The organism is Pseudomonas sp. RAC1 (assembly GCF_030658255.1).
GTDB lineage: Bacteria > Pseudomonadota > Gammaproteobacteria > Pseudomonadales > Pseudomonadaceae > Aquipseudomonas > Aquipseudomonas boreofloridensis.
In genome coordinates this window covers 15524-41814 of sequence record NZ_JAUTXS020000033.1, presented here as the reverse complement: position 1 = coordinate 41814, position 26291 = coordinate 15524, and the positions used below count along the sequence as shown (strand labels likewise).

Sequence of the window (26291 nt, the reverse complement as noted above, 5' to 3'; positions counted from 1 at the left end):
CTGCAGCACAAAAACCCCGGACCTGTTCCGGGGTTTTTGCTTTTGCCATAGCGGACTACTAGGGTATAAACCGCAGCGTTGTTATCAAGGCCAGAGGAAGTGAAACGTGGAAGAAGTGATCGAACAACTCCGTGAAGCCAACGAGCCGGTACCGGTCCCCCTCGAGCTTCCCGATGAAGACCAACTGGTCGAGATCGAGGAAGAGCTGTTCATCAACATCCCCTTCGTCTTCAAAGAGTTCCTGCTCACGGTCAGTGACGTGGTCTACGGGTCTCTCGAACCGGTCACCGTCACTGACCCGCAATCGCACACCTACCTGCCCGACGTCGCCGCCAACGCCTGGGACGCCGGTGTACCGCGTGACCTGATTCCGTTGTGCCAGGACGGCGACAATTACTATTGCGTCGAAGAAGACGGCACCGTGGTGCTGTGGGACGGCGACGAAGAGATCGTTGGGGAAGACAGCTGGGAATCGGTGTGGCACTGGGCGCGGGACGTCTGGCTGGAAAGCTGAGCCTGCTGAGCGACCCGCTTCTGACACGGCGAAGGCCTTACCTTCGCCGCGTCGGAACAAGCGACACCGCAACCAATCAGTGCGAGTGGTCGCGGCTGTTCTCCAGGGTTTCCAACAAGGCCACCTGCATGCGTGTATGCATGCGCACGAACCAGCGCCAGAGCAGCGCCACCACCACCGCAGCCACCACCGCGATGATCAGCAGCAGTTCGCTGGTCGGCAGAATGCTGGCCGACAAGGCCGACAGCAGCAGGAAGATGACCAGCAACGACAGCAATGGAATCACCTCGGCGATGACCCGCCGCACTCGCTGGGTGTGGCGCCCGGCCATTTCCGGCTTGACGCCCATCTCCGCCAGCAACATCGACAGCGCCTTGAGCTTGCGGTAGGCCGCGATCAGGAAGGGCAGCGACAGCAGCAGCGCGGCGCCCCAGATCAGCGCTTTCTGTTGGCCCACATCGCCGATCCATTCGCTGAGCCAAGCGCCGATGCGCACCGCGAAGTAACCGCCACTGAAGAAAATCGCGATCACCAGCGCCAGGTTCACCCCAACCTGCAACAGAATGCGTCGGATCATCGCCGCCAGCATGGCGCCCTCACCTTGCGGCTGAATGCTGCGCAGCCACTCGCCGTACAACGACAGCACCCTGGACAGGCGCTGCGGGACGACCTTGCCCAGGCGAATGGACAGCGGATCGGCCGCGCGGATCAGGTAAGGCGTCAGTAAGGTGGTGATGGCCGAGACCGCGACCGCCACCGGGTAGAGGAAGTCGCTGGTGACCTGCAATGTCATGCCCAGCGCCGCGATGATGAAGGAAAATTCGCCGATCTGTGACAGCCCCATGCCCACCCGCAACGAGGTACGCCCGTCGTTACCGGCGATGAAGGCGCCCATGCCGCACGAAAGCATCTTGCCGAGCACCACGGCCAGGGTAATCACCACGATCGGCCAGGCGTACTCGACCAGCACCTGCGGGTCGATCATCAGACCGATGGCGACGAAGAAGATGGCGCTGAACAGGTCACGGACCGGCTCGATGAGGCGCTCGATCTTCAGCAACTGGCGCGATTCGGCCATGATCGCGCCGATCAGGAAGGCGCCCAGCACCATGCTGTACTCGAGCTTGACCACCAGCAGACAGAAGCCGAAACACAGGCCGAGTACGGTGATCAGCAACATCTCGTTGCTTTCGAACTTGGCCACGTAGGCCAATAGCCGTGGCACCAGCAGAATGCCGATGACCAGGGCGACGATCATGAACAGCGACAGCTTGCCGACGGTCGAGAACACTTCGCCGGAACTTACCGAACCGCTGACCGCGATGCCCGACAGCAGTGCGATGATGCCGATGCCGAGGATGTCCTCGACGATGAGCACACCGAAGATCAGTTGCGCGAAGCGCTCGTTCTTCATCTTCAGGTCATTGAGCGCCTTGACGATGATGGTGGTCGAGGAAATCGCCAGGATGGCGCCGAGGAACAGCGAATCCATGGTGTTCCAGCCGAACCAGCGGCCGATTTCGAAGCCGATCCAGATCATCAGCACGATCTCGAGGAAGGCGGCGATGAAGGCCGTGGCACCGACCTTGAACAGCTTGCGCAGGCTGAACTCCAGGCCCAGGCAGAACATCAGGAAGATCACCCCGAGCTCGGCCAGGGTCTTGATGGTGTCTTCGTCGTGGATAAGGCCGAATGGCGGGGTATGGGGGCCGATGATGAAGCCGGCAACGATGTAGCCCAGTACGACCGGCTGACGCAGCCGGTGGAAAAGAATGGTTACCACCCCTGCGACCAGCATGATCACGGCCAGATCCTGGATGAAGCTTATGGCATGCATGGCGTGGCACTCCTTTTATCAACGCACGGTTGTATCGACGCATGAGGCAAATCGCCGCTCGGCCAGGCGACACCTGAGCGAACGGCAAGTACAGATTGTGTTGATCGGCGGTACGCCCATGTTGCATGGGCGTACTCAGGGTAACATTGCGTCCGTCGATCGAACGGCGATGCAATATGCAGAAACAGATCGGCCAGACCGCGCCCAGTAATGGCATGATCGGCGTGACGGCGGACCGCTCGCAGACGTCCGTAACCACGATAGGAAACTTCATCGAAGGGGTTTAGAAGTGTCTGGAGATACCCACCCCGTTTCAGCGCAACCACACCGTGAGCACTCTATGGAACCTGGCAACGCCCAGCTGACCATGACCGTCCTGATGACGCCGGACATGGCCAACTTTTCTGGCAACGTACATGGCGGCACACTGCTGAAATACCTGGACGAAGTGGCGTATGCCTGCGCCAGCCGTTATGCCGGCACCTATGTGGTGACCCTGTCGGTGGACCAAGTGATTTTCCGCGAACCGGTGCACGTCGGCGAGCTGGTGACCTTTCTCGCCTCGGTCAACTACACCGGCAACACCTCCATGGAGGTGGGCATCAAGGTGGTGACCGAGAACATCCGCGAGCGCTCGGTGCGTCACTCAAACAGCTGTTTCTTCACCATGGTGGCCGTGGACGACAATCGCCGTCCGGTGCAAGTCCCCGCACGCCAGCCGCAAAGCAGCGAAGAAAAGCGCCGGTTCCTGCAGGGTCAGCAGCGCCGGCAGATCCGCCAAGAGCTGGAGAAGCGCTATCAGGATTTGAAGACCGAGTGACCTACCACTCGAGTGCCTGCGCCTCGAAGCGTACCCGTGGGTGCGCAATGCGGTCCTGAGCGCGCACCAGTTGCAGCTCGTAGCTGGCGCAGGCCTGGGTTTCCAGCAACACCTCGTGCACAGCCGCTGCGGTGAACTCGAACGCCTGTACCCAGGTGTCGCCGAGCAGCACGCGCGCCAGGAACAGCCCTGAGGTGAGATCGCCGACCCCAACCGGCTGACGCGGGAATGCCAGCAGTGGCCGACGCAGGTGCCAGCTCTGCTCACGCGTCACCAGCAGCATTTCGAAGGCATCGGCGGCACGCCCTGGGTAGGCCAGGTGCTTGACCAGCACCACTTGTGGCCCACGCGCCAGCAGGCTACGCGCCATGGCCACGCAGTCTTCCAGCGACTGCGCGCGGCGCCCGCAGAAACTGTCCAGCTCCAGTTGGTTCGGGCACAGGATGTCGGCCGCCGCCGCCGCTTGGTCGAGCAGGAAGTCGCTGACCTCCTGCGGCACGATACAGCCCTTTTCAGGGTGCCCCATGACCGGGTCGCACAGATACAGCGCGCGCGGATTCACCGCCTTGATCCGCTGCACCCCAGCAAGGATGGCCCGGCCCTGCTCGGCGCTCCCCAGGTAACCGGAGAGCACCGCATCGCAATTGCCCAGCTCACCGATGTTGCAAATGCCTTCCACCAACGCGGGAATTTGCGCAGGCGCGAGCACTTCTCCTGCCCACTGACCATACTGAGTGTGGTTGGAGAACTGCACGGTATTGAGCGGCCAGACATTCACGCCAATGCGCTGCATGGGGAACACCGCAGCGCTGTTTCCGGCATGTCCAAAAACCACATGGGACTGGATGGCGAGCAAGTGCGGCGTACGTTTCATGCAGGAGATTTCCGAAGCTGTGTGGATAAGTAAAGACCGAGCAGTATGAACCTGAAAGCCACCTGTACGACAGGCCAGCGACGCAGTTAAGCTGCGCCCACCTGTCTGGAGCCTAATGAAATGTTGACCCTGGAGAACCTGTTCGTCCTGATGCTGTTGGCGACGGCTGGCGCCTGGCTGTGGCATAACCACGGCTTGCGCGAGAAGGCACTCGAGCGGGTCAAGCAGCATTGCGCCAAGCTCGACCTGGAACTGCTCGACGACGCCGTGGCGCTCAAACGCATCGGCTTCGTGCGTGATGCCAAGGGCCGCAAGCGCCTGGCGCGTATCTATGCCTTCGAATTCACGGTCACCGGAGAGCAACGGCATCCTGGTAGCGTGACCCAGTTCGGTGCCCATACGATGCAGATCGAACTGGCGCCTTATCCGTTCGAGATCAACACGGCGCCGCGCGGCGACAACGTCATCGAAATGCAGCAGTGGCGCCAGGAACACAACCGCTGGCGCAACTGATCACGCGCTCAACTGGCAGCGCGCCATGGCAGCTTGCAGCGCCTCCAAGGCCTGCGGGTGATCGAAGATCAGTTCGAGGCGGGAATCCTTGCGCCACTCGCTCGAACGCCAGTCCTGCAGTTCGCCGTTCAATCCATTGAACGAACGCCATCCTTGGCCGCTGTGGATAACCCCTTTGGCCCGCTTCCAAGGCCAGTGCCGGAGCGCGTCGCTCAACAGCGCTTCATCCAAACGTTGAGTGGGGTGCCAACGCCAACCCACGCTCCAGCCGCTCTCGCCTTGCTGGGCAAGGCAAATGGGGCGTTCAGGATCTGTCCACAGGGCTGGCAACGCCGGCAGTGAACTTTCCACAGGCAAAGGGCTGGGCGCCGCGAGGCACGATGGATTCGCAAATGAAGTCGGAAGATCGCTGAGATCGAGCTTGCCCTGATCGGTCCAGATACCGCGCTGGTCGGCAAATCGAGAACTTATCAACAGGCGAGAGGCGTCATCCACAGATGCCGATTTATTGAAGATCAACACGCCCGCCTTCAGCTGCGCTTGCAACTGGGCTTCTGCAAGCAACTCGCCGCGGGCCAGCGCCTGGGCATCCATCACCATGACCAGAGGCCGGACATCCAGCACACCTGTCCAGGGAGCTTGAGTGAGTTGTTCCAGCAGTTGCAGTGGGTGGCCTAAGCCAGAAGGCTCGATGAATAGCCGGTCTGGCTTGGCACTGCGCAACAGGCGACTCAATCCGACCTGGAAGGGCACGCCATTGACGCAACACAGACACCCCCCCGCCACCTCACCGATGGCCACGCCCGTCTCGTCGCGGCTGAGCAGTGCGGCATCCAGACCAATCTGGCCAAACTCGTTGACCAGCACTGCCCAGCGCTCGTGCGCCGGACGCTGGCTCATCAGATGACGGATCAACGTGGTTTTGCCAGCGCCCAGCGGGCCGGCGATCACATGGGTCGGAATATGCTGCAACATGGCGCGGTGTCGAACCGAATAAAAGAACAGTCTAGCGCGGCGGCGAACCGATGGCTCGCACCCGCCTGTCAGCCCAGCCAGTCCAGACTCAACAACAATCGTTTCTCGCCTCTGGGCGTGGCGGGCGAGCGGTGAATCAAACCCGCCCCTTCGTTACCCACCCATTTCTCGCCCTTGAGCAGCGCCACCTCACCCGTCGCCAAGCGCTGGATGTTATCCACAGGCGGCTGCGCCACCTGCAAACGGCTGCGGTCGATGTGCCCTTCCGCCAGCCATTCACTGCCCATCCCCGCATAGGTGGTGAGCAAGCGCAGCGGCACGTGATCGACATGAAAACGCGGGCACATCGCACCGTCGAGCACTCGCAGCCTGAGCCCTACCCGGCGGGCGCCAAGCAGGCAGGTGAAGGCCTCCACCAGCCAGGTCACATCGGCGACGAACCCTTCGTACCCCTCTAGATCCGCCGCTTCGCGCAGCAGCCCGGTCAGCCTCGGCGGTTGCTGCTCACTCACCTCGATCACCCGCTCATCGGACATGGGCTGATCCAGATGGGTAACCAACTCGGCGAAGTCCTCGACCTGTACCGGTAAACGGCGCTGCCAGACCGCGAGATTGACGTTATCGCGAAGGATCTCGGTCATGACCTGAGGAGACTCGCCCTGCATCTGGCAGATATCCACAGCCCTGAGCGCCAACATCAGGCAGCCGCCTCTTCGTACCATGGGCCGAAGGGATCGGGCAGGCGCAGCCAGGCCATCGGCCCTTGCGCCATCTCATCATCCGTCAACAGGCACGCCTCGAGTTCTGTGGATAACCGGGCGAAGTCGATGTTCTGTCCGATGAAGACCAGCTCTTGGCGGCAGTCACCGGTCTCCACGGTCCACTGCTTGAGGATCGCCTGGCGATTGTCTTCGTCCTGAGGCCATTGCTCGCGTGGCACGAAGCGCCACCAACGACCCGCCAAGCCATGGCGCATCATGCCGCCGGCCTGCGACCAACTGCCGGCTTCTTGGTACTTGCTGGCCAGCCAGAAGAATCCTTTGGAGCGCAGCAGCCGCCCATTGCTCCACGTGTTGTGGATAAAGTCGAAAAAGCGCTGTGGATGAAACGGTTTGCGCGCTTGCCAGGTGGTCGCGGCGATACCGTATTCCTCGGTCTCGGGCACGTGCTCCCCGCGCAGCTCCTGAAGCCACCCCGGTGCCTGTGCGGCTTGGTCGAAGTCGAACAGACCGGTGTCGAGGATGCGCGACAGCGGCACCTCACCCATGACCATCGGTACGATCTGCGCCCGCGCATTGAGGCTGCGCAGAATCGCGGTGAGCTCGTCACGGTCCGCCTGACTGATCAAGTCGATCTTGCTCAGCAGCAGCACATCGGCGAACTCGATCTGCTCGATCAACAAATCGCTGATCGAACGTTCGTCTTCCTCGCCCAGGGTTTCGCCCCGGCTGGCCAGGCTGTCGGCAGCCTGATAGTCACGCAGAAAGTTCAGACCATCGACCACCGTGACCATGGTGTCCAGCCGGGCCATATCGGACAGGCTGCGACCTTGCTCGTCGCGGAAGGTGAAGGTCTCGGCCACCGGCAACGGCTCGGAGATGCCGGTGGACTCGATCAGCAGGTAATCGAAACGCCCTTCGTCGGCCAAGCGGGCGACTTCCTCCAGCAGGTCTTCGCGCAGGGTGCAACAGATGCAACCATTGCTCATCTCGACGAGTTTTTCCTCGGCGCGATTGAGGCTGACGTTACGCTGGACCTCGCTGGCATCGATGTTGATCTCGCTCATGTCGTTGACGATGACCGCGACTCGCAGGTTGTCGCGATTGCGCAGGACATGATTGAGCAGCGTGCTCTTGCCGGCCCCCAGGAAGCCGGACAGCACGGTGACGGGAAGACGGTCGGACATGATGAACCTCATCGGCGGTGCGCATTCGAAACGATGCATTGCACAACGTTATAATATAACAATACAATTTCGCCAAGCCGCGCCTGTCGAACGGCTGCCGTTGAGGATGACCATGAACCGCTCGAAGCTCGCCGTATGGGTACTGACATTCGCGGTATCTACCCCGCTGCATGCCGCGATTGCGCACAGCGGTCTGGCCGTATGCACTCGCAGCGCCACACTTCTGGCATGCGAAGACAGCAAGGGCAGTTACTACAGCGTGCGCACCGACGGCAGCGATTTTCATCTGCGCGGTTACGACAGCGTCACTCGTCGACTCTGGGCCCAGACCAACAGCCGTTATGGGCAGATGACCTTCTTCACCGGTCTCGCCAGCGACGGCGAAGCCTGGGTGGGCTACAGCCGTCGCGTTGGCTGGACCACCCTGAACCGTGTTTCCAGCTCCAGCGGACAACGCTTCAACCTGCACTGCAGCTTGATCGGCGGCTGCCGCTAAGCCTCTTTTTTCATGGGATATCTCGATGACCAGCCTGACGCTTCCCGACATCGCCGCACAAACCAGCCCGACGCTGCAGCCCTTGGACTGGGTCGGCATGCGCGGCATCGCTTTGCCGGTGCAACTGGGCGGCCGCACCTTGAGCGCCTGGGCCGATGCCGGTGTAAGCCTGGACGATGGGAAGTCACGCGGCATTCATATGTCGCGCCTGTACCTGGCCTTGGAGGCGCTGGAGCACACTGAACTGACGCCTCTGGCTTTGCGCCAATTGCTGGCCCATTTTCTCGACACCCATGACGGCCTGTCATCGTCGGCCTATGTGCGTCTGAAGTTCGACTGCATGCTCAAGCGTCCTGCGCTGATCAGTCCACTGGAGGGATGGAAGCGCTACCCCGTCATCCTCGACGCGAGGATCGAAAACGAGATGTTCCACGTGGAACAATACGTTGAGATCCCTTATTCCTCGACCTGCCCCTGCTCGGCAGCCCTGGCTCGACAGTTGATTCAGCAGCAGTTCCTCAACGACTTCGCCAATCAGCCAGCAGATATCCAAGCGGTCCTGCAATGGCTGGGAAGCACTGCGGGAATCGTCGCGACACCGCATAGCCAGCGCAGCCAGGCAGCCGTGAGAGTACGCCTGCAGGACACACTACAAACCCTGCCGGTCGAAGCGCTGATCGATGCCGTAGAAAACGCACTGGGCACGGCTGTACAAACGGCGGTGAAACGCGCCGACGAACAAGCCTTCGCGTTGGCAAACGGGCAAAACCTGATGTTCTGCGAAGACGCGGCGCGACGTATTCATCACGCGCTACGCGGATTGGCATGGTGCAGCGGCTTCGACCTGCGCGTGGAACATGCAGAAAGTCTGCACGCCCACGATGCAGTAGCTGAAAGCCGCTGGCAGTGGTGAACCTTCAGCTACGCGGACGCACGTTGCCGCAGTCTTTTCCCTGCCAGACCGCACGGGTGTTCATGCTGCCCTGCTGCTGAACACCGGACGCGTTGAAGGTACCGCTGACCTTGGTGGTGAACTCGCGGTCACTGAGGAAAGTGGCCTGGCCTGAACCCTGCGCCTTGGGACAGGTGAACTGGAACTTCCAGACGTTGCCCTGCCGGTCGGTGATCTTCTGCGTGCAACCCGATTGCGGGTCTTGCAAAGGGATGTCGTTGGTCGCCACCTGCTCAGGTGTCAAACAGGCACGCACACCCTTGCCGCCTACGCTGATGCCCTGCTTGGCCAGGGCGCCCTCCATCATCGCGCGCTGCTCAGGTGGCAGATTCTTCAATTGGCCCAACATGAACTGCATGTCCGGTAGCTGTTTGCCATCGACCTGCATGTCGCTGGTGGTCAGCTCCCACAGACCGGGTTGCAGCATCTGCGCGTGCGCCAGCAGCGGGCTGCCCAGGCCAAAAGCCAGGGCGATCAGTGGCAGACGAATCTTCATGGATCAGTACTCCTCGAGATACCGGCCCCAGGCCGGACAGAGGCTTAGACGCGTTTTACCCCTGCGGGTTGCACCTACACTGATGAACATGGTCTGTTAGCAACAGTGCTCTTGGAATGCAGGATGCGTATGGACTACCACAGCCCTTATTTCTTCGGTTACCTGCTCGGCCTGATCCACCTGCTCGGCATCGGTGCCGCACTGCATGCGGTGTTCACCGTGCGCACGGCGCAAGGCGCCATCGCCTGGGCCATGTCGCTGCTGTTCATCCCCTACCTGACCCTCATCCCCTATCTGGTGTTTGGCGCGCGCTCCTTCTATGCCTATATCCAGGCGCGTCGCCAAGCCAACCAGGAGATGCACGTGGCGATGGCCAACCTCAACTGGCGGCCTTGGGTCGAAGAGGCCCTGGCCGCGCGCGAGTCGGTGAGCTATGTGGCGTTGCGAGCGATGCCCAAGCTGGGCCGCATGCCGTGCCTGGCCAATAACGAGGTGAAACTGCTGATCAATGGCACGGCCACCTTCGAGGCGATCTTTGCCGCCATCGAACGGGCCAGCGATACGGTGCTGGTGCAGTTCTTCATCATCCACGACGACGCCCTCGGCCAGCGCTTGCAACAACTGCTGCTGCGCAAGGCTGCCGAAGGCGTGAAGATCTATGTGCTGTTCGATCAGGTGGGCAGCCATGCCCTGCCCTCGCGTTACAGCCAAGTGCTGCGAGAAGGTGGGGTACAGATCCAGGCCTTCTCTTCGAAGCGCGGCTGGTTCAACCGCTTCCAGGTCAACTTCCGCAATCACCGCAAGATCGTGGTGGTGGATGGGTTGGTCGGATTTCTGGGTGGGCACAACGTCGGCGACGAGTACGTGGGTGCACACCCGCGTCTGTCCCCCTGGCGAGACACCCATGTCCAGGTCAGCGGACCGGTGCTGGCGTGCCTGCAGGAGTCGTTCGCCGAGGACTGGTACTGGGCCACCCGTGAGTTGCCGCCACTGATCCTGCCCGATGCCTATCCCGAAGACGGCGTGCTGTGTCAGGTACTCGCCACCGGACCCGCCGACCCGCAGGAGACCTGCCAACTGTTCTTCGTCGAGGCCATTCAGTCAGCCACTCGACGCATCTGGATCACCAGCCCCTACTTCGTGCCCGACGAAGCGGTGGTGGCTGCGCTGCGCCTGGCGGTGCTGCGCGGTGTGGATGTGCGCATCCTGATTCCCAGCCGACCAGACCATCGCATCGTCTACGCGGCCTCCAGCCTGTTCGCCTTCGAGGCAGTGCGTGCCGGGGTGAGGATATTCCGCTATCAACCCGGTTTCGTGCACCAGAAGGTGATTCTGGTGGATGACGACGTCAGCGCCGTCGGCAGCGCCAACATGGACAACCGCTCGTTCAGGCTGAATTTCGAGATCACCTTGCTGACCATCGACCGTGCATTCGCCGATCAGGTGGAGGCCATGCTGCTGCGTGATTTCGAGCAGTCGCGGGAGGTCACCGCCGAGGACATCCGCGATACCCACCGCCTACAGCAATTGGGCATGCGCATCGCCCGACTGATCTCACCCATCCTGTAACGCGAACCTGACGGGCCGCCCCGCCGAGGCGGCCCGCACGGGCTCAACGATAGAGATCTTCGCGCGTCCACGGCAGGTCATGGTGACCGTCCGCGTAGGGCTTGACCGCGAGAATCTGATGCAGGTTGATCCAGCCCTTGGTGAAGGCGTAAGCACATCCGGCCAGGTACAGGCGCCAGATTCGCAGCGTCTTCTCCGGCACCAGCGCTGCCGCGCGGTGCAGCTGATTCTCCAGGTTCTCGCTCCAGTGATTGAGGGTCTTGGCGTAGTGCAGGCGCAGGCTCTCCACATCCACGACTTCAAGTCCCGCTTCGCAGATACGCGCCGTAATCATTGAAATGTGGGGCAGTTCGCCATGGGGGAAAACGTAACGATCGATGAACTCCCCTGCCCCGCGTCCGACCGGGCGGCCGTCCACATGCTTGGCCGTGATGCCGTGGTTCATCACCAGGCCACCCTCGCGCACGGCCCCGAACAGCCGCTGACAGTACAGCTCGAGATTGGCATGACCCACGTGCTCGAACATGCCGACACTCACCGCCTTGTCGAAGCGACCATCCTGGGGCAGATCGCGGTAGTCGAGGATCTGCAAATCGACCTTGTCGGCCAGCCCCTCGTCTTCGACCCGCTGACGTCCCAAGGCGAGCTGCTCTTTGCTGAGCGTGATACCGAACACCTTGGCCCCATACTCACGGGCGGCGAAGCGCGCCAGCCCGCCCCAGCCGCACCCCACATCCAGCAGGTAGTCGCCAGCCTGCAATCGCAGCTTGCGGCACAGGTGATCGAACTTGTCCTGCTGCGCCTGGGCCAGGGTGTTGTCCGGTTCCTTGAAGTAGGCGCAGGAGTACACCATGTCCGGGTCGAGCCACAGCTGATAGAACGCATTGGACAGGTCGTAGTGGTAGGAAATGGCTTCGGCGTCGGTGTCCTTGTCGTGCGCGGTGCGCACGGGGTTGACGTCGGTTTCGTCGTGGAGCAAGGCCTCGCTGAGCTCGTCGCACACGCGGATGACTTCGCCGATGTCGCCTTCGAGCTCCAGCTTGCCCTCGACGAACGCAGTGCCCAGTTCGTCCATGCTCGGATGGGTGAGCTGCGAGATCAACTGCGGCTCCTTGACCAGGATGGTGACCTGGGGACTGGGCCCCAGGTCGAACTCATTGCCGTCCCAGAGCTTAAGACGCAGAGGCAAGCGCAGGCTCTGCAAGGCTGGCGGAAGTTGCGCAAGCATGAAAGACCCCCTTCACGTTAGGACGCCGTACACAGATTCGAACCCCATCGATTCAGGGTAGCTCATCCGTAGGAACTTTCCTCGCGCAGCTGTGGGAAGGGTCGATCCGCGAAGGTGTCAGGCGCCATCGCGGATCAATCGTCGGGTCTACACCACCGCCCAGTTCTTATCCACAGCTGTGCCGAAGCGCGAAGCGAGGAATGGGGTCAGATCCAGCGGCGTTTCTTCGTCGTTGATGACCTTATCCAGCAGTACCCCGGTGATCGCCGACGTCAGGATGCCGGTGCGGAAATGTCCACAGGCATTGAAGTAGCCCGGCATATCCTCCACGGGTCCGAGAATCGGCAGCTCGTCTGGCGACCCCGGGCGCAGTCCCGCCCAGGTGCGCTTGAGACTCACCTGCGCCAGCTCCGGCACGCAGCGCACTGCGCCTTGCACCAGCCCGGCGATTTCCGGGAAGGTGGTGCGCACATCGAAGCCCTTGTCCTCGGTGGTGCTGCCGATCAACACCTCACCGTTGTCTTTCTGCGCCATGTAGCAGTCGCTGGTGGTCAGGCAACCATCTAGCAGCTTGGGCAGGCGTTCGGTCAGGACGATCTGACCTTTCACCGGTTTCACCGGAATCGAGGTGCCGGTGGCCCACTCGCTCAGTTCTCCGGCCCAGGAGCCCGCTGCATTGAGCAGGGTATGGCAATGGAAGACGCCGGCCTCGGCCGTGCGCACGCCCTTGATCCGCGCCTGCTCATGCAGCACGCCGGTGACATTGGTGTTCAGGTACAGGTCGACACCGTTCTGCCGGGCCGCCTCCAGGAACGCATCACCCAGCCGGAACGGGCTGACCTGGTGATCGCAGAGAAACTCCAGCGCCCCACTGGCCGCGTGACTCACCGCCGGCTCACGCTCGCGCAGGGCCGCGCGATCCAGCCAGCGGACTTGATCGGCCAGGTGCGGAATGTGCGACACGATGTGCTCGGCATACAACTGGTCTTCATCGTCCTGAATGATGTACTTAAGGCCCGTGCGTTCGAACTTGAAGTCCATGCCGTGGCGCTCGATCAACTCCTGGTGCAGCTGTGGATACAGCGCGTTCGATTGCAGCGCCAGGTCGAAAAAGCACTGCGGCAGGATGTGAGGCGTGCTCGAATCCACCGCCACCGCCGCGCCGTGGGCCTCGCGCTTGTTGCGCGAGGACATCATGCGAAAGAAGATCACCCCGCAGCCCAGGCCCACGGATTCGCCGATGGCCCAAAGCCCGCCCGCCGAGGCGCGGGTCGCATTGCCGGGGCGCTTGCTGTCGATCAGGGCGATCTTCAAGCCCTTGCGCTTGGACAACTGGTAGGCGCAGGAGGCGCCGATCACGCCGCCACCGGCAATCACGATGTCATAGGTCTTGTTCATGTTCAGGCCTCCGTGCCCAGGTGCAGGAATGCGGAAAACGGAATCGGGTCCACCGGGAAGCGTGGCCGCAACCACCCCACGTCGGCGCGCCCGGTGTCGGCGCGCAGGCGATCGCTGCAATAACCCACGCACATACGGCCCTGGCAGTCGCCCATGCTCACCCGGGTGCGCATCTTCAGGCTGGCCATGTCCTGCACGCCCTGCTCCAGCGCCAGGTCGATGTCGCTGCGGGTGACGTGCTCGCAGCGGCAGATCACCGTATCCGGTGCAGCCAGCTCGATCTGCGCCGCGCCCCTACGGGTGTAGCGCTCGACGCCATAGCGGAAGCGCTTGATCGCCGCCAGTTTGCCCAGGTAGCGCTCACGCCGCTCGATGGCCTGCGCGGCATCCAGCACGCCGCGTTGCTGCAGGATCGAGACCGCTGCAATACGTCCGGTCAGCATTGCGGCTTCACCGCCACGAATACCGGCCATGTCACCCGCCAGGTGGATGTGCGCCTCGCTGCTCTGCTGCCAGACGTTGCACTCGGCGCGCAGATAGCCGTCTTCGCTGAAGCCGTGCGCAAGCCCCAGTTGCTGGCTGAGTTGGGTGCGCGGGATGAAGCCGTAGCCCACGGCGAGGGTCTGTACCGACTCGCGCTGCACACGGCTCAGGTCTGGTTTCCAGTCCTGGCCATAGGGCGCCACGCTGACCTCGCTCAGTTCAGCGTCACCGCGAGCGCCAACCACACCCCAGCCGTAGTGCATGGGGATACCGTTGAGTTTCATGTAGGCCAGCATGCTCAGGCCGTCGAGGAACAACTGGGGCTTGTTCATCAGCGCCAGACTTTCCTTGGCAATGCGATTGAAGGCACAGGCCTCGTAGACACCGGCGACCTTGGCCCCAGCGGCGTGCAACTGACAGGCCACCAGCGGTAGCAGCGGTCCGGTGCCGGCGATCAGGGTGCTGCCCAAGGGTTTGACCACATTGCTCTTGATCTGCAACTGCAACCCGCCGAGCAGCATGACCCCGGGCAGGGTCCAGCCAGGGAACGGCACATTGCGCTCGTGACAACCGGCCGCCAGCAGCAACTGGGCGTAGTCGATTTCATGCAGTTGCTCGTCGGCATCGAGCACCATCAGCCGCTCGCTGTCGCCACCGACCACACGGCTGTTCAAGCGCACGTCGATGTGCCGGGCGTTGGCCGCGAATTGCTCGTGCAGTCGCTGCAGGGCCTTGCCATAGCGCGCGCCGAGATAACCCAGGTCGACACCGGCCCGCAGCGGACCGCGATAGACCACCCCACCGGGGCGCGAGGCTTCATCGAACAGCAGACAATCCACACCCTGCTCGGCCAATTCGATGGCCGCCGCCATCCCCGCCGAACCGCCGCCGACGATCACCGGACGCAGGCTCATGGTTGCACCTGCGCGGCAATGGCATTGACCTCGGTCTCGACGCGCATGCCTTCGCGCACCACGGTCTGACACGCGCGACGCTTGGCGCGGCCATCAATGGCGACCAGACAGCAATGGCACACCCCCATGCCGCAGAAGGCGCCGCTGCGCTGACCATGGTCATTGAGCGCCACTGGGCGCAGCCCCACCGCGTTGAGCACGCTGAGCACGGTTTCACCGGCTGCTGCCTGCACCGGCTGACCGTTGAGCTGCAGGGTGATATCGGCCTGGGTGATGGGTTGTATGTCGAGTATCCGTTCCATCGCTTGCATGAGCGTCGTCCTTGTTTTGAAAAGCACAGGACGTTACGACACTCATAGGGAACGACACATTGATCTGCGCCGTAGGAATTGAAGGAAATTTCCTAGGAAGCTGCGCGCCGACGAGCGGGATACTGGCACTTTGTATGCCTTTTACGCCGTCAGTTTGAGCCCCTCGCATCGGGCCTCAGGAAAAAACCGCAGGATGTTGTGCGCAGAATTCGTTTGAGCCCTGGCGTCGTTTTGCCCAAGGTTACAGATCGGGAAGTCCTTGGCAGGCGCAGCGCCAGACCCAGGCCCCGCTCGATGGCCCCGCCCTGTGCAGGCGGACCGCAGCGCCTTACGCGCTGTACCAGTGCCCGTTCCTTCCAATAATAAGAGACACCTGGACATGCAAGACAGCGGATTGAAGCAAAGCCTCAAGCAGCGGCACATCACCATGATCGCGCTGGGCGGCGTCATCGGCGCGGGCCTGTTCGTCGGCTCTGGCAGCTTGATCGCCTTGGCAGGCCCGGCCGCGATCCTCTCCTACATCATCGGTGGCCTCATCGTCACCCTGGTGATGTTCATGCTCGGCGAAATGGCCTCACGCAATCCCGATGCCGGCTCTTTTTCCACCTACGCCAACACCTACCTAGGCGACTGGGCGGGCTTCACGGTCGGCTGGCTGTACTGGCTCAAGTCGATGGTCACCATCACCTTGGAGGCGGTCCTGCTGGGCGCGATCCTCAACGACTTCATGCCCTGGCTGCCGATCTGGGTCGGTGCCTTCATCATGCTGGTGACACTCATCGCCAGCAACGCCTACTCGGTACGCTCATTCGCTGAAGTGGAATACTGGCTGGCCGCGCTGAAGGTCATCACCATTCTCATTTTCATGTTGCTCGGCGCCTCGATTCTGCTGGGCTGGCAGGAAAACATCCCGGCTCCGGGCCTGGTCAATCTCACCGAGCATGGCGGCTTCATGCCCAATGGCCTGTCGCCGGTGATGGCCGGGGTGCTCGTGGCGATCTTTTCCTTGGGCGGCAGCGAAATCGCCGCCGTGGCCGCTGGCGAGTCGGAGAACCCGCGGCGTAACGTGATCCGTGCGATCAAGAGCGTGATCGTGCGAGTGATGCTGTTCTATGTCGGTTCGGTGTCGATTCTGGTGCTGTGCCTGCCCTGGGTCGACAAGGCCAACCTCGCCTCGCCCTACGTGGCCCTGTTCACCCTCGCCGGCTTCAAAGGCGCGGCCGTGGCGATGAAGCTGGTGCTGTTCGTCTCGTTCATGTCGGTGATGAACTCGTTCATGTTCTCCAACTCACGCATGCTGTTCTCCCTCAGCCAGCGCGGCCACGCCCCGGCACTGTTCGCGCGGACCAACGCCAAGGGCGTGCCGATCAATGCCCTGGCACTGGCCTTCAGCGTGTGCGTGAGCATCCTGACGGTGCATTTCCTCAGCGGCGGCGACATCTTCCTGACCCTGGCCAGGAGCACCGGCGCATTCATCATCTTCGTCTGGATCTTCATCATCTTCGCCCACCTGGCGATGCGCTGGCAGACCCGCCACGAGGTGGTGGATGCGTCGTACTTCAGGGCCTGGGGCTTCCCGGTGAGCAACGCCGTGGCCTTCCTGGCGCTGGTCGCGGTGCTGGCGACCCAAGCACTGGAGCCGGCCACGCGCTTGCAGTCGTGGCTGGTGCTGGCCACCTTGGTGGTGATCGTGGCGGCGTACTTCCTGGTGCGCAGGCGGCGGGGCGAACAGATGCGCGGGATGGTCCGCGAATAACGGAGAAAGGGGCCGTGATGCGGCCCCTTCCAGGTGAGCTCAGCGCAAGTGCATGAGCTCTTGGCGAACGATTTCAGCACCGGCCGTCAACGCCTGCAGCTTGCCGCTGGCCACGCGCCGTGGCAAAGGCGCCATGCCGCAGTTGGTGCACGGGTAGAGCTTGTCAGCATCCACGAACTGCAGCGCCTTGCGCAGGGTATCGGCCACCGCTTCGGGCGTTTCGATCGCATGATTGGCGACGTCGATGGCACCGACCATGACCTTCTTGCCACGGATGAGCTCGATCAGCTCCATCGGCACGTGTGAGTTGTGGCACTCCAGCGAGACGATATCGATACTGGACTTCTGCAGTTTGGGGAAGGCCTCTTCATACTGCCGCCATTCCGAGCCCAGGGTCTTTTTCCAATCCGTGTTGGCCTTGATGCCGTAGCCATAGCAGATGTGCACGGCCGTTTCGCACTTGAGGCCTTCGATGGCACGCTCCAAGGTGGCGACGCCCCATTCGTTCACCTCGTCGAAGAAGACATTGAAGGCGGGCTCGTCGAACTGAATGATGTCCACACCGGCCGCTTCGAGTTCTCGGGCCTCCTCGTTGAGGATCTTGGCGAATTCCCAAGCCAGCTTTTCGCGGCTTTTGTAGTGCGCGTCGTAGAGCGTGTCGATCATCGTCATCGGGCCCGGCAGCGCCCATTTGATCGGTTGCCGGGTTTGCTGACGCAAGAACTTGGCGTCTTCGACGAACACCGGCTTTTGCCGGGCCACGGCGCCCACCACGGTCGGCACGCTGGCGTCATAGCGATCGCGAATCCTCACCGTCTCACGCTTTTCGAAATCGACGCCACTGAGGTGCTCGATGAAGGTCGTGACGAAGTGCTGACGCGTCTGCTCGCCGTCGCTGACGATGTCGATGCCGGCGCGTTGTTGCTCGTGAAATGCCACACGCAAGGCGTCCTGCTTGCCCTCGATCAGCGCCTCGCCCTCCAGTTTCCAGGGCGACCACAGTGTCTCGGGTTGTGCGAGCCAAGACGGCTTGGGCAGACTGCCAGCAGTCGAAGTAGGCAACAGCTTGTTCATGGTAAAAACCTTGTCCTTGAGATTGATCAACGTGCGTAGCGAGCAGACCACCGCTCGAGCACGGCGCGGTAGGGCTTGATGAAGTGCTTTTCAACGAAATGCCCTTGCTCCACCGCCAGGCGGCTGCGTTCTTCTCGGTCGTAGACGATCCGCGTGAGTGAATAGTCCTGGTGCTGCAAACTCGGCTGATAGGCTTTTCCCGCCGCAGAGTTGGCGTTATAGATTTCAGGCCGGTAGATCTTCTGGAACGTGTCCATGGTGCTGATGGTGCTGATCAATTCGAGCGCCGTGTAATCACCGAGCAGATCACCGGAAAAATAGAATGCCAACGGCGCGACACTATTGGGCGGCATGAAATAGCGAACCTTCAGGCCCATCTTGGCGAAATAGTCATCGGTCAGCGAGTACTCATCTTGAAGGTACTCGACACCCAGTACAGGATGATGATTTTCCGTGCGTTGGTACGTTCGGCTGCTGGACACGCTCAGGCAGATGACGGGCGCCTTCTTGAAGTGCTCTTTATAAATAGGCGAACTGACGAAGGCTTTGAATAATTGTCCATGCAGCACGCCGAAATCTGCCGGAATAGTGAAGCGAGGCTGATTATTGTTGTGCCCTGGCAATACGACGCTGAAGTCATAGTCCCGGACATACGACGAGAAATTGTTTCCGACCATGCCATCGTGGCGTTCGTGGGTTTTTCGATCCACCACGGTGGTCTTCAACAGCTCGATCAAAGGCAGTGCCGCCGCAGCCTGCGCGTCATCGACCGCCATTTCCACGGAAACGATCTCGAGCTCGACGGTGTAACGATCGCCTTTAGGGTTGTCCCAATGAGCCAGCGCATTGAAGCGATTGTCGATCATCTTCAATGTATTACGCAGGTTTTCCTGGCGGCTCTCCCCCCTGGCCAAGTTGGCGAAGTTGGTGGTGATGCGGGTAGTCTGCGACGGTTGATAGTGTTCGTCGAAACGAAGCGTATTAATCGAAAATGCAAATTCGTTATTCATCTTGGCTCGACTCCCCAAGCGCTAATAGATCATCGTGCATCCAGCACTACTGGCCGATCAGCGATCAGCTTCGCTCGGCCCTGAATTGATCAGCATATTAGAGGGGGTCTCAAGGTGGGGCTAATGAATTGAATTCAGAGGGGCTTTAGTTTCACTCATGTCCAGTTATACATGCGCGGTGCGGCCTGAACTCTGGCGCTTTAACTGAGGCGCCTGGTCACAAAACTCAGCGTGGCGTCTGGCTATGCTAGAAAGACGCGCTGCGCAATCGCACAGCATCTCGGGCAGGCGGAAGGCCAAATACGCGTGCGTAGTCACGGCTGAATTGAGACGGACTCTCGTAGCCGACCCGGTAACCGGCACCGGCCGCGTCCAGCGCCTCGGCCACCATCAAGCGCCGGGCCTCCTGCAGCCTGAGCAGACAACGGAATTCCAGCGGACTCATTGACGTTACCGCCTTGAAGTGGACATGAAAGGTGGAGCGGCTCATGCCTGCGACGCCCGCCACATCATCGATGCGCACCGGCTCCTGATAGTGGGCACGAAGCCAGGTGATCGCTTTGGCGATCTGACGAAGACGACTGTCGGCCGTGGCCATCTGCAGCAGCATCTGATTGCCAGGTCGGGTGAGCAGGCGATAGAGCACTTCGCGTATCACCAGCGGCGCCAGTTCTGCAGCGTCTTGAGGCGTGTCGAGCAAGCGAGCCAGCCTGCTGACGGCGTCCAAAAGCTCCGGGGTGCTGCCGTTGAGTTCGATACCACTTGGCGTCGAGGTAGATGATTCGTGGCGAGCGGCTGGATGGCGCAGGGCTAGCTCGCTGAGCACCGCCCTGTCCAAGTCAAGCACCAGGCACAGATAGGGCTGTGCCTCGCTCGCTTCGATAATCGAGCCCATCACCGGCATATCGACTGAGGCGACAAGGTAATTGGCCGCGTCGTACACGTAGGTCGTGGCGCCAATCGAGACCTGCTTACGTCCTTGAACGATGTAGCAGAGGGTTGGCTGATACACCACGGGCATGGGCACGGTGGGAGTATCTGAACGCACCAATGTCACGCCTGCTAGGGGCGTTGAGTGGAAACCATTGGAAGGTGCATGACGACGGAGGATGTCGATCAGGGTGTGCCGCTGATTCATGGCGTGTCCCAAACGTTCTGGCGTGGAACTCCCAGTACCTCGGAGGATGATGCAAGAATGCAAGACGATCCCTGTACGCGCAAGCCGCCCTCTCGACGCACAGTCTCCCTACCGCCATCGACAGTGTTAGGTAAGGAGTTCCAATGTCTAATTCTGCAGCACTCGATCAGTACCGCCTGCTTGGCCGCTCCGGCATTCGCGTTTCCCCACTTGCATTGGGGACGATGACCTTCGGCTCCGACTGGGGGTGGGGAGCGGACGAAGCCGGAGCCCGGCAAATTTTCGACGCCTATGTCGCAGCGGGCGGCAACTTCATAGACACCGCGGTCAACTACACCAATGGCGCGTCCGAGCGCATGCTTGGCCAGTTGATGAAGGGTCGGCGCGAGCGCTTGGTTGTTTCAACCAAGTACACCATGGCCCGTGATCCCGGTGATCCCAACTCAGGCGGCAATCATCGCCTCAACATGATCCGTTCGGTCGAAACCAGCCTCCGACAACTGGACACCGACCGTATTGACCTGCTGTACCTGCACGCGTGGGACTTCACCACGAGCGCGGAAGAAGTCATGCGCGGCTTGGATGATCTGGTTCGCAGCGGCAAGGTGCTGTATCTGGGCATCTGCAATACGCCCGCCTGGAAGGTCGTGCAGTTGCAAGCGCTCTCAGAGCTGCGCGGCTGGTCGCCCTTGGTCGCGCTACAAATCGAATACAGCCTGGTGGAGCGCACCGTGGAACATGAGTTACTGCCCATGGCGCGAGAAATGGGGCTCGGCGTGATGCCGTGGTCACCGCTGGGCGGCGGTATTCTGACCGGCAAGTATGGACGTGAAGACCTGAGCGATAACCAAGAAGCCGGCGTAGCGCCAGACCGCAAGGGCGTGATCAGTGCCACGGGTCACATGAACGAGCGCTCGCTGCTCATCGCCAGCGTGGTGGTCGATATCGCCCGGGAAATAGGCGCCACAGCCTCCCAGGTCGCGCTGGCGTGGGCCTTGCGCAACCCCGTGGTGGTAGCGCCCATCATCGGGGCGCGAACACTGGCTCAAGCCGAAGACAACCTCAAAGCACTCAGTATCGAGTTGGACCAGTCGCATCTCGAGCGCCTGGATCGAGCAAGCGCGCCTGAACCTATCTTTCCGGGTCGGTTTGTTGCCAGACCGATGGTCCAGCAATTGATATTCGGCGGCGCCACGGTGCAGAAACGCGTGGGACAAGAAACGCCAAGGGAGAACATATCGTGACCAGCCTGCGTTCAACCCATCACATTTTCAGCCTCGTTCTCTGCGTGTCGCTTGCCTGCTGTGCAACGTCTGCCTCGGCGATTGTCGAGCCAAGCCAGCCTGCAGTGGTCGCCGACAACAAAGCCGTTGTCGCTGCCGCATTCGATCGGTGGGCGGCGGGTGGCTCTGACTTCTTCAACGAGGTTGTGGCACCCGATGTCGTCTGGACCATTGAAGGGTCAGGGCCCTACGCAGGTACTTATCACGGGCGCGATGATCTGATGGAGAGAGCGGTTCGCCCCCTCATCGTACGGCTCAAAACGCCCGTTCGACCGGTGTCGAAGCACGTCTGGGCCGATGGGGAATACGTCATCGTCCACTGGACAGGCGAGGCCGTCGCGGGCGACGGTAAGCCCTATCTCAACCGCTATGTCTGGATACTACGGATGGAAAACACGCGTGCGATCGAGGTAACGGCGCTCCTCGATCTGCGTGCCTTTGAGGACGTGCTGCAGCGTGTTCCCCAACCAGAGGAGACATGACGGCGACCCTTTCAGGGCGCGATTGTCCATCAATGAAGGAGGCTTTGTGCCTCCTTCATCGCTGCGTGATTGATCAGTCGAATGCACACCCGTTGAGAACTGCTGCGCATCGCTTGGGAGGGAGGGTAATCATCACTGAATTTAGAGAATTAAAACTGTCGCAACGCCCCCCGGATTCCGGGACCTGCGGCCCGGGCCGGAGAAAGCGCAAAACTGTCGCGGCAGCCCTAAACGCTCAGATGGGCTGAAGCTCTAGAGAATTAAAGCTGTCGCAGCCAGTATGTATGCGGCTTCCAGATGCTTACACGATCCCGGAGGCTGACCGGCTGCCGTTAATTGAATCATCGACGAGGGATGAATTAGCCAGCAGAAGAGATGGCCATCAACCAGACGTGAGTGTAGCTGTTGACCGGGGGGCAGCTTGGAACCGGAACATGGTGCACATGGGCCTATCCTTCGAACATCGATCAACGCAAAAGGGGCTGAATTGGCCCTAAAATTCAAAACTGTAAATCCATTAAGCAAAGCGAATCGCCGCTGCGCCAGGGCACGTTCATGCGTGCCTTGCTTTGCTTAGAGGTAGGATTTGAATGAAGAAGGAAGCATCGCCCCTTCAGTTGAACGTCACCATCCGCGTCTCAATGGGTAACCCATGGATCGCACTCATCATGGTGATTCTTGGGGCTCGCGGGTCGGACATGCTGCTGGAGCACTCGGGGACCAATGCAGCACCGAGCCCTGTCGTAAATGTTTACCAACATAATTCCTCAGGAGCATGCCCTATGGCACAGAGCAACCATGACTTGATCGCCAAACAGATGGCTCTCTGGGCAGCTTCGGTGGCAATGCGCGAATACGAAGAGGCAAAGGGTCATGTGTCTCCTGAGCAGCTTGAGTTGCTGCGCCAGAAAGCCGAATGGCTTGGTAAGGCTGCCAGTAGTTACCACCTGGAAACGATGACAGGCAGAAAAGCTCCCCGGCACTGAACTCAGCACTCCACACGGCAGATCAACGTTGTGATCTAGGCATCTATGTTTGAATCGCCCCTGGTTCCGTAAGCGCCTCGAAGGCTGCAAAGGGTCGAAAGCGGTCAGAGTGGCCGCTTTCGACCCATAGCTGCCGGTGAGCGCGGACTGCCTTCCATGCATTTGCACGTTCGTTACGACCTATGGTGATGTTCATTCATGTTTTGAAGCTGCCCACCAATACTCTTAACGCATCTGCGTGTTGATCGAGTGCTCCACATGCATCGAACGTCGTTCTGAGATTAATCACCACCTGGCTGTTGAGATCGTTGATGTCGATAATGTCGACGTTCAGCGACTCCATAACAGATGTCTGCTCTTCAGTAGCACTCGCTACGGACTGGTTGATGTCATCTATTTCACCGATGAGGTTGGTCACGGATGCGATCAACGAACCTGCCTTGTTCGCGATCTCAACGCTATGCTCACTGAACTTTTGGCTTTCAATCATCACTTCAACGGCATCGCGCGCTCCGACCTGTAGCTCCTCAATCATCCGCTGAATCTCCAACGCAGAACCCTGGGTGCGATGGGCCAAGCTGCGTACCTCATCGGCAACTACTGCGAATCCACGACCTGCCTCCCCGGCTCGCGCGGCCTCGATGGCAGCGTTTAGAGCCAACAGGTTTGTCTGTTCGGAGATCCCTTTGATCACTTCAAGAATCTTCTCGATATCGACCGTCTTGCCGTTGAGCATGGAGATCTTTTCGCATGAATTCCGGATTTTTCCAGAAAGCTCGCTGAGTGATCCGATGGTCTTGTAGACAGAGGTATGGCTGTCGTCGGCGAGATTACGAGCAGTACTGACCTGGTGAGAGGCCTGAGCAGCGTTGCAAGCAATCTCCTGTGCTGCCGCTCCAAGCTGGTTGATCGCAGCGGCAACACTGGTAGTCCGTTGGGATTGCTTGTCCGAGTTTTCCATAGAGGAGTTCGAGGCCGACAATACCTGCCGAGCGACGTGGTTAACATTTACAGTAGTGACACAAGCCTGTCTGATCGAGTCATGAATACGGTCGACAAACCGGTTGAATGACGCGGCTAGTCGGCCAAATTCGTCTGTGGACGTGGTAGCCAAACGCATTGTCAAATCACCTTCGCCCTGAGCAATGTCGTGCATCGCCAGACTCATTAGTCGGACAGGCCGAAGCAGAACTCGGATGACGAGCCCCAGCAGCAAAACGATACCGACCACTGAAATCAGTGTGGCAATTAGAGCTGAGCTTCTGAAGTCGTCCAAGGCCTGGTATGCACGAGTTTTATCGATCGAAACTCCGACATACCACTGCAGTGAGGGAATACCCTTGACCGGCGCGAACGTCACAATCCGTGCTTCCCCATTTTCACGTACTTCGCGCAGCCTCCCTTCAACAGAAACGGGTTGTCCTGCAAAAAGCTCATTCAACGGCTTGGTCATCTTCTTCTTGTCGGGATGGACTAACACCCTTCCGTCCTTACTGACCAGGAACGCGTAACCGATCCCACCGAAGTCCAGTGAGTTGATGATTTTCACCAAAGCTTCAAGGCTCAGGTCACCGCCGACCACCCCTTGATCGGCCACAGTCGCCACGATCGTCAGTACTAACTCACCCGTGTTGCTGTCGACATAGGGCTCTGTCAGCGCCGTTCTATGCTCGCTCATGGCCAACTTGTACCAAGGTCGAGCGCGGGGGTCGTAACCGGTGGCCATGATCCTCTCAGGGTCGATGGTGAAATCGCCGCTCGGCTTGCCGTAATACGTGAAGTCGAACGCGCTTCGCAACGCGCGCAAGCCGAGATCCCGGCGTACGTCTTCTGCCGTCTGGGCCGCTGCCAAGCTTTCTGCAGAAGCTTCAATCAGGAGAATCCGTCCAGACAGCCAGTTTTCAATATTGCTGGCAATGAGCGTGCTCATGTCACGCAGATTGGTATCGATGCTTTTGGACAGCGAATCTTTTTGAAGATGGTCGTTGTAGAGCGTGAACGTCAGAAATGCAGTGATGACTACGAGTGAGGCCGCAGCCAAAATTTTCTGGCTGAAACTTAGATTCTTCACCATGTAATTTTTTCCAGACCGATACGGTGTCTGACGGAGCCTTATGCACTGAACAGGCTCACATGGATGTTTGAATCCATGAGATTGACTACAGGGGCTCGATCAATGGCTCGGAGGGAGGACTAGCGGATGCAACCTGTTTGTGGTGCGTGGCCGCTCGAGGCTGCACCCGCTAGAAACTTGCCTACTTCAAAAAGGTGTCGGCGTAGGCGAAAAGACCTACATAACCACCGGTGTGCAGAAAGACAATATTATCCGACTTCGCAAACCGGCCTTGCTCCACAAGATCGATTAACCCGCTCATGGCTTTGCCCGTATAGACCGGGTCGAGCAAGATGGCTTCCTCGCGGGCCAGACGAGATATAGCAGCGAGACCTGCGTCGGTCGGAATCCCATAGGAGGCCCCAACGTATCCATCTTCAACGCGGACCGCACCCGGATCATAAGAGTCGCCAGCCCCAATCAACTCCAGCGTTTCCGCAGTCTGTCGTTTAACCAGGTCGGTTTGTCCCTGATGGGTCCCCATAATGCTGATCCCTGTCAGTCGGGTTTTACTTTTTAGCGCGAGCAGGCCCGCAAGAAGCCCGGCATGGGTTCCGCCACTGCCTGTGGTCACCACCAGGTGGTCGATATCGAAACCTTGCTCTTTTGCCTGGGCCATCAGCTCTTCGGCGCAACTGACATAACCGAGATTGCCGACTGCGGTTGAACCACCCATCGGGACGACATACGGGACGAAACCGCGCATCTGAAGAATACTGACCTGCTGCTGAACCACCTCGGCCATGTTGGTGCCGGCGGGATAGGTTTTGACCTCAGAGCCGAAGATGTCAGTCAGTAGACGATTGCCGTTGTGCTGATAGGCGTCAGTTGGCACGTCCACCTTGTCCTCGAGCAGAGCGAGGCAGCGTAAGCCCATCTTGGCTGCAGCCGCAGCGGTCTGGCGAACGTGGTTGGATTGAACCGCTCCAGTCGTCAGCAGATGAGTCGCCCCCTTTGCAATCGCATCCGCTACGAGGTACTCGAGCTTACGACCCTTGTTTCCACCAGTGGCGAAACCAGAGCAGTCATCGCGCTTGATGAAGATGTTGGGCCCGCCCAAGCTGCGAGTGAGATTAGGCAGAAATTCTAGTGGGGTACGCCCGTGGCACAGCTGTACTCTCGTTTTATCGACAAGCATTTTCTTACTCCGGTTGTTACGGAAT

General features: G+C 60.2%; 25 protein-coding genes. 10 read left to right on the top strand and 15 right to left on the bottom strand.

Annotated features, from left to right (window positions below; translation table 11 throughout):
- The first annotated feature begins 106 nt into the window (after positions 1–106).
- Positions 107–514: an SMI1/KNR4 family protein gene (locus Q7C30_RS13255; protein WP_039582386.1), complete on the top strand. Its 408-nt coding sequence runs from the start codon at positions 107–109 to the stop codon at positions 512–514.
- Between the two features lie 76 nt (positions 515–590).
- Here Q7C30_RS13255 and Q7C30_RS13250 read toward each other — a convergent pair whose 3' ends face one another.
- A complete protein-coding gene (locus Q7C30_RS13250) occupies positions 591–2351 on the bottom strand; it encodes a cation:proton antiporter (protein ID WP_029612223.1) in 1761 nt (586 codons plus the stop codon).
- Between the two features lie 340 nt (positions 2352–2691).
- Between Q7C30_RS13250 and Q7C30_RS13245 the strand changes: the two genes are divergently transcribed.
- Positions 2692–3171: an acyl-CoA thioesterase gene (locus Q7C30_RS13245; protein ID WP_029612221.1), complete on the top strand. Its 480-nt coding sequence runs from the start codon at positions 2692–2694 to the stop codon at positions 3169–3171.
- 1 nt (position 3172) lies between these two features.
- Here Q7C30_RS13245 and pdxY read toward each other — a convergent pair whose 3' ends face one another.
- Positions 3173–4045, bottom strand: coding sequence for a pyridoxal kinase PdxY (gene pdxY / locus Q7C30_RS13240; protein WP_317871761.1), 873 nt, complete (start codon positions 4043–4045; stop codon positions 3173–3175).
- Between the two features lie 120 nt (positions 4046–4165).
- Between pdxY and Q7C30_RS13235 the strand changes: the two genes are divergently transcribed.
- Positions 4166–4558, top strand: a complete 393-nt coding sequence (locus tag Q7C30_RS13235) for a DUF3301 domain-containing protein (protein WP_029612218.1) — start codon at positions 4166–4168, stop codon at positions 4556–4558.
- On the opposite strand, the gene Q7C30_RS13230 is transcribed toward Q7C30_RS13235, so the two are convergent.
- From Q7C30_RS13230 to zigA, 3 genes are all read right to left on the bottom strand, one after another.
- The gene (locus Q7C30_RS13230; protein ID WP_317871760.1) at positions 4559–5533 is read right to left on the bottom strand and encodes a CobW-like GTP-binding protein; all 975 of its coding nucleotides are present in this window, start codon (positions 5531–5533) and stop codon (positions 4559–4561) included.
- Positions 5534–5601: 68 nt separating this feature from the next.
- A complete protein-coding gene (locus tag Q7C30_RS13225; RefSeq protein WP_317871797.1) occupies positions 5602–6234 on the bottom strand; it encodes a DUF1826 domain-containing protein in 633 nt (210 codons plus the stop codon).
- Positions 6231–7439: a zinc metallochaperone GTPase ZigA gene (gene zigA / locus Q7C30_RS13220; protein WP_317871759.1), complete on the bottom strand. Its 1209-nt coding sequence runs from the start codon at positions 7437–7439 to the stop codon at positions 6231–6233. The genes Q7C30_RS13225 and zigA overlap by 4 nt, the downstream gene beginning before the upstream one ends.
- Positions 7440–7551: 112 nt before the next feature.
- Here zigA and Q7C30_RS13215 point away from each other — a divergent pair, with 112 nt between their 5' ends.
- Positions 7552–7935: a hypothetical protein gene (locus tag Q7C30_RS13215; RefSeq protein WP_029612214.1), complete on the top strand. Its 384-nt coding sequence runs from the start codon at positions 7552–7554 to the stop codon at positions 7933–7935.
- A 25-nt stretch (positions 7936–7960) separates the two neighbouring features.
- Positions 7961–8848 (top strand): GTP cyclohydrolase FolE2, encoded by an 888-nt coding sequence (folE2, locus tag Q7C30_RS13210; protein WP_317871758.1) that lies wholly within the window; start codon positions 7961–7963, stop codon positions 8846–8848.
- Between the two features lie 4 nt (positions 8849–8852).
- On the opposite strand, the gene Q7C30_RS13205 is transcribed toward folE2, so the two are convergent.
- Entirely contained in the window at positions 8853–9383 is a 531-nt protein-coding gene (locus Q7C30_RS13205) for a DUF3617 domain-containing protein (protein ID WP_029612211.1), read from the bottom strand.
- A 129-nt stretch (positions 9384–9512) separates the two neighbouring features.
- Here Q7C30_RS13205 and cls point away from each other — a divergent pair, with 129 nt between their 5' ends.
- Positions 9513–10952, top strand: a complete 1440-nt coding sequence (gene cls, locus Q7C30_RS13200; RefSeq protein ID WP_039582372.1) for a cardiolipin synthase — start codon at positions 9513–9515, stop codon at positions 10950–10952.
- A gap of 43 nt (positions 10953–10995) precedes the next feature.
- Here the strand turns inward: cls and cfaB are convergent, their stop codons facing one another.
- The 4 genes from cfaB to hcnA all read right to left on the bottom strand — a co-directional run bounded on the left by cfaB (position 10996) and on the right by hcnA (position 15286).
- Positions 10996–12180 (bottom strand): C17 cyclopropane fatty acid synthase CfaB, encoded by a 1185-nt coding sequence (cfaB, locus tag Q7C30_RS13195; protein WP_317871757.1) that lies wholly within the window; start codon positions 12178–12180, stop codon positions 10996–10998.
- 147 nt (positions 12181–12327) lie between these two features.
- Positions 12328–13578, bottom strand: coding sequence for a cyanide-forming glycine dehydrogenase subunit HcnC (gene hcnC / locus Q7C30_RS13190; protein WP_039582368.1), 1251 nt, complete (start codon positions 13576–13578; stop codon positions 12328–12330).
- Between the two features lie 2 nt (positions 13579–13580).
- Complete coding sequence (gene hcnB / locus Q7C30_RS13185; RefSeq protein WP_317871756.1) at positions 13581–14975, bottom strand: cyanide-forming glycine dehydrogenase subunit HcnB; 1395 nt, start codon at positions 14973–14975, stop codon at positions 13581–13583.
- Complete coding sequence (gene hcnA, locus Q7C30_RS13180; protein ID WP_029612206.1) at positions 14972–15286, bottom strand: cyanide-forming glycine dehydrogenase subunit HcnA; 315 nt, start codon at positions 15284–15286, stop codon at positions 14972–14974. The genes hcnB and hcnA overlap by 4 nt, the downstream gene beginning before the upstream one ends.
- Before the next feature lie 379 nt (positions 15287–15665).
- Here hcnA and Q7C30_RS13175 point away from each other — a divergent pair, with 379 nt between their 5' ends.
- The gene (locus Q7C30_RS13175) at positions 15666–17042 is read left to right on the top strand and encodes an amino acid permease (protein ID WP_317871755.1); all 1377 of its coding nucleotides are present in this window, start codon (positions 15666–15668) and stop codon (positions 17040–17042) included.
- Positions 17043–17081: 39 nt separating this feature from the next.
- Here Q7C30_RS13175 and Q7C30_RS13170 read toward each other — a convergent pair whose 3' ends face one another.
- The 3 genes from Q7C30_RS13170 to Q7C30_RS13160 all read right to left on the bottom strand — a co-directional run bounded on the left by Q7C30_RS13170 (position 17082) and on the right by Q7C30_RS13160 (position 20264).
- Positions 17082–18116 (bottom strand): methionine synthase, encoded by a 1035-nt coding sequence (locus Q7C30_RS13170; protein ID WP_317871754.1) that lies wholly within the window; start codon positions 18114–18116, stop codon positions 17082–17084.
- Between the two features lie 26 nt (positions 18117–18142).
- The gene (locus tag Q7C30_RS13165) at positions 18143–19126 is read right to left on the bottom strand and encodes a DUF1852 domain-containing protein (protein ID WP_317871753.1); all 984 of its coding nucleotides are present in this window, start codon (positions 19124–19126) and stop codon (positions 18143–18145) included.
- A gap of 247 nt (positions 19127–19373) precedes the next feature.
- The gene (locus Q7C30_RS13160; protein WP_317871752.1) at positions 19374–20264 is read right to left on the bottom strand and encodes an AraC family transcriptional regulator; all 891 of its coding nucleotides are present in this window, start codon (positions 20262–20264) and stop codon (positions 19374–19376) included.
- Between the two features lie 143 nt (positions 20265–20407).
- On the opposite strand from Q7C30_RS13160, the gene Q7C30_RS13155 reads away from it, so the two are divergent.
- From Q7C30_RS13155 to Q7C30_RS13145, 3 genes are all read left to right on the top strand, one after another.
- Positions 20408–21508, top strand: a complete 1101-nt coding sequence (locus Q7C30_RS13155) for an aldo/keto reductase (RefSeq protein ID WP_317871751.1) — start codon at positions 20408–20410, stop codon at positions 21506–21508.
- Positions 21505–22029 carry a nuclear transport factor 2 family protein gene (locus Q7C30_RS13150; protein WP_317871750.1) on the top strand — a complete coding sequence of 175 codons (525 nt, stop codon included), beginning with the start codon at positions 21505–21507 and terminating at the stop codon, positions 22027–22029. Before Q7C30_RS13155 ends, Q7C30_RS13150 begins: the two co-directional genes overlap by 4 nt.
- Before the next feature lie 590 nt (positions 22030–22619).
- Positions 22620–23015: a hypothetical protein gene (locus Q7C30_RS13145; protein WP_317871749.1), complete on the top strand. Its 396-nt coding sequence runs from the start codon at positions 22620–22622 to the stop codon at positions 23013–23015.
- A gap of 196 nt (positions 23016–23211) precedes the next feature.
- Here the strand turns inward: Q7C30_RS13145 and Q7C30_RS13140 are convergent, their stop codons facing one another.
- Complete coding sequence (locus Q7C30_RS13140) at positions 23212–25089, bottom strand: methyl-accepting chemotaxis protein (RefSeq protein WP_317871748.1); 1878 nt, start codon at positions 25087–25089, stop codon at positions 23212–23214.
- A gap of 181 nt (positions 25090–25270) precedes the next feature.
- Positions 25271–26266 (bottom strand): D-cysteine desulfhydrase, encoded by a 996-nt coding sequence (locus tag Q7C30_RS13135; protein ID WP_317871747.1) that lies wholly within the window; start codon positions 26264–26266, stop codon positions 25271–25273.
- Positions 26267–26291: the final 25 nt, after the last annotated feature.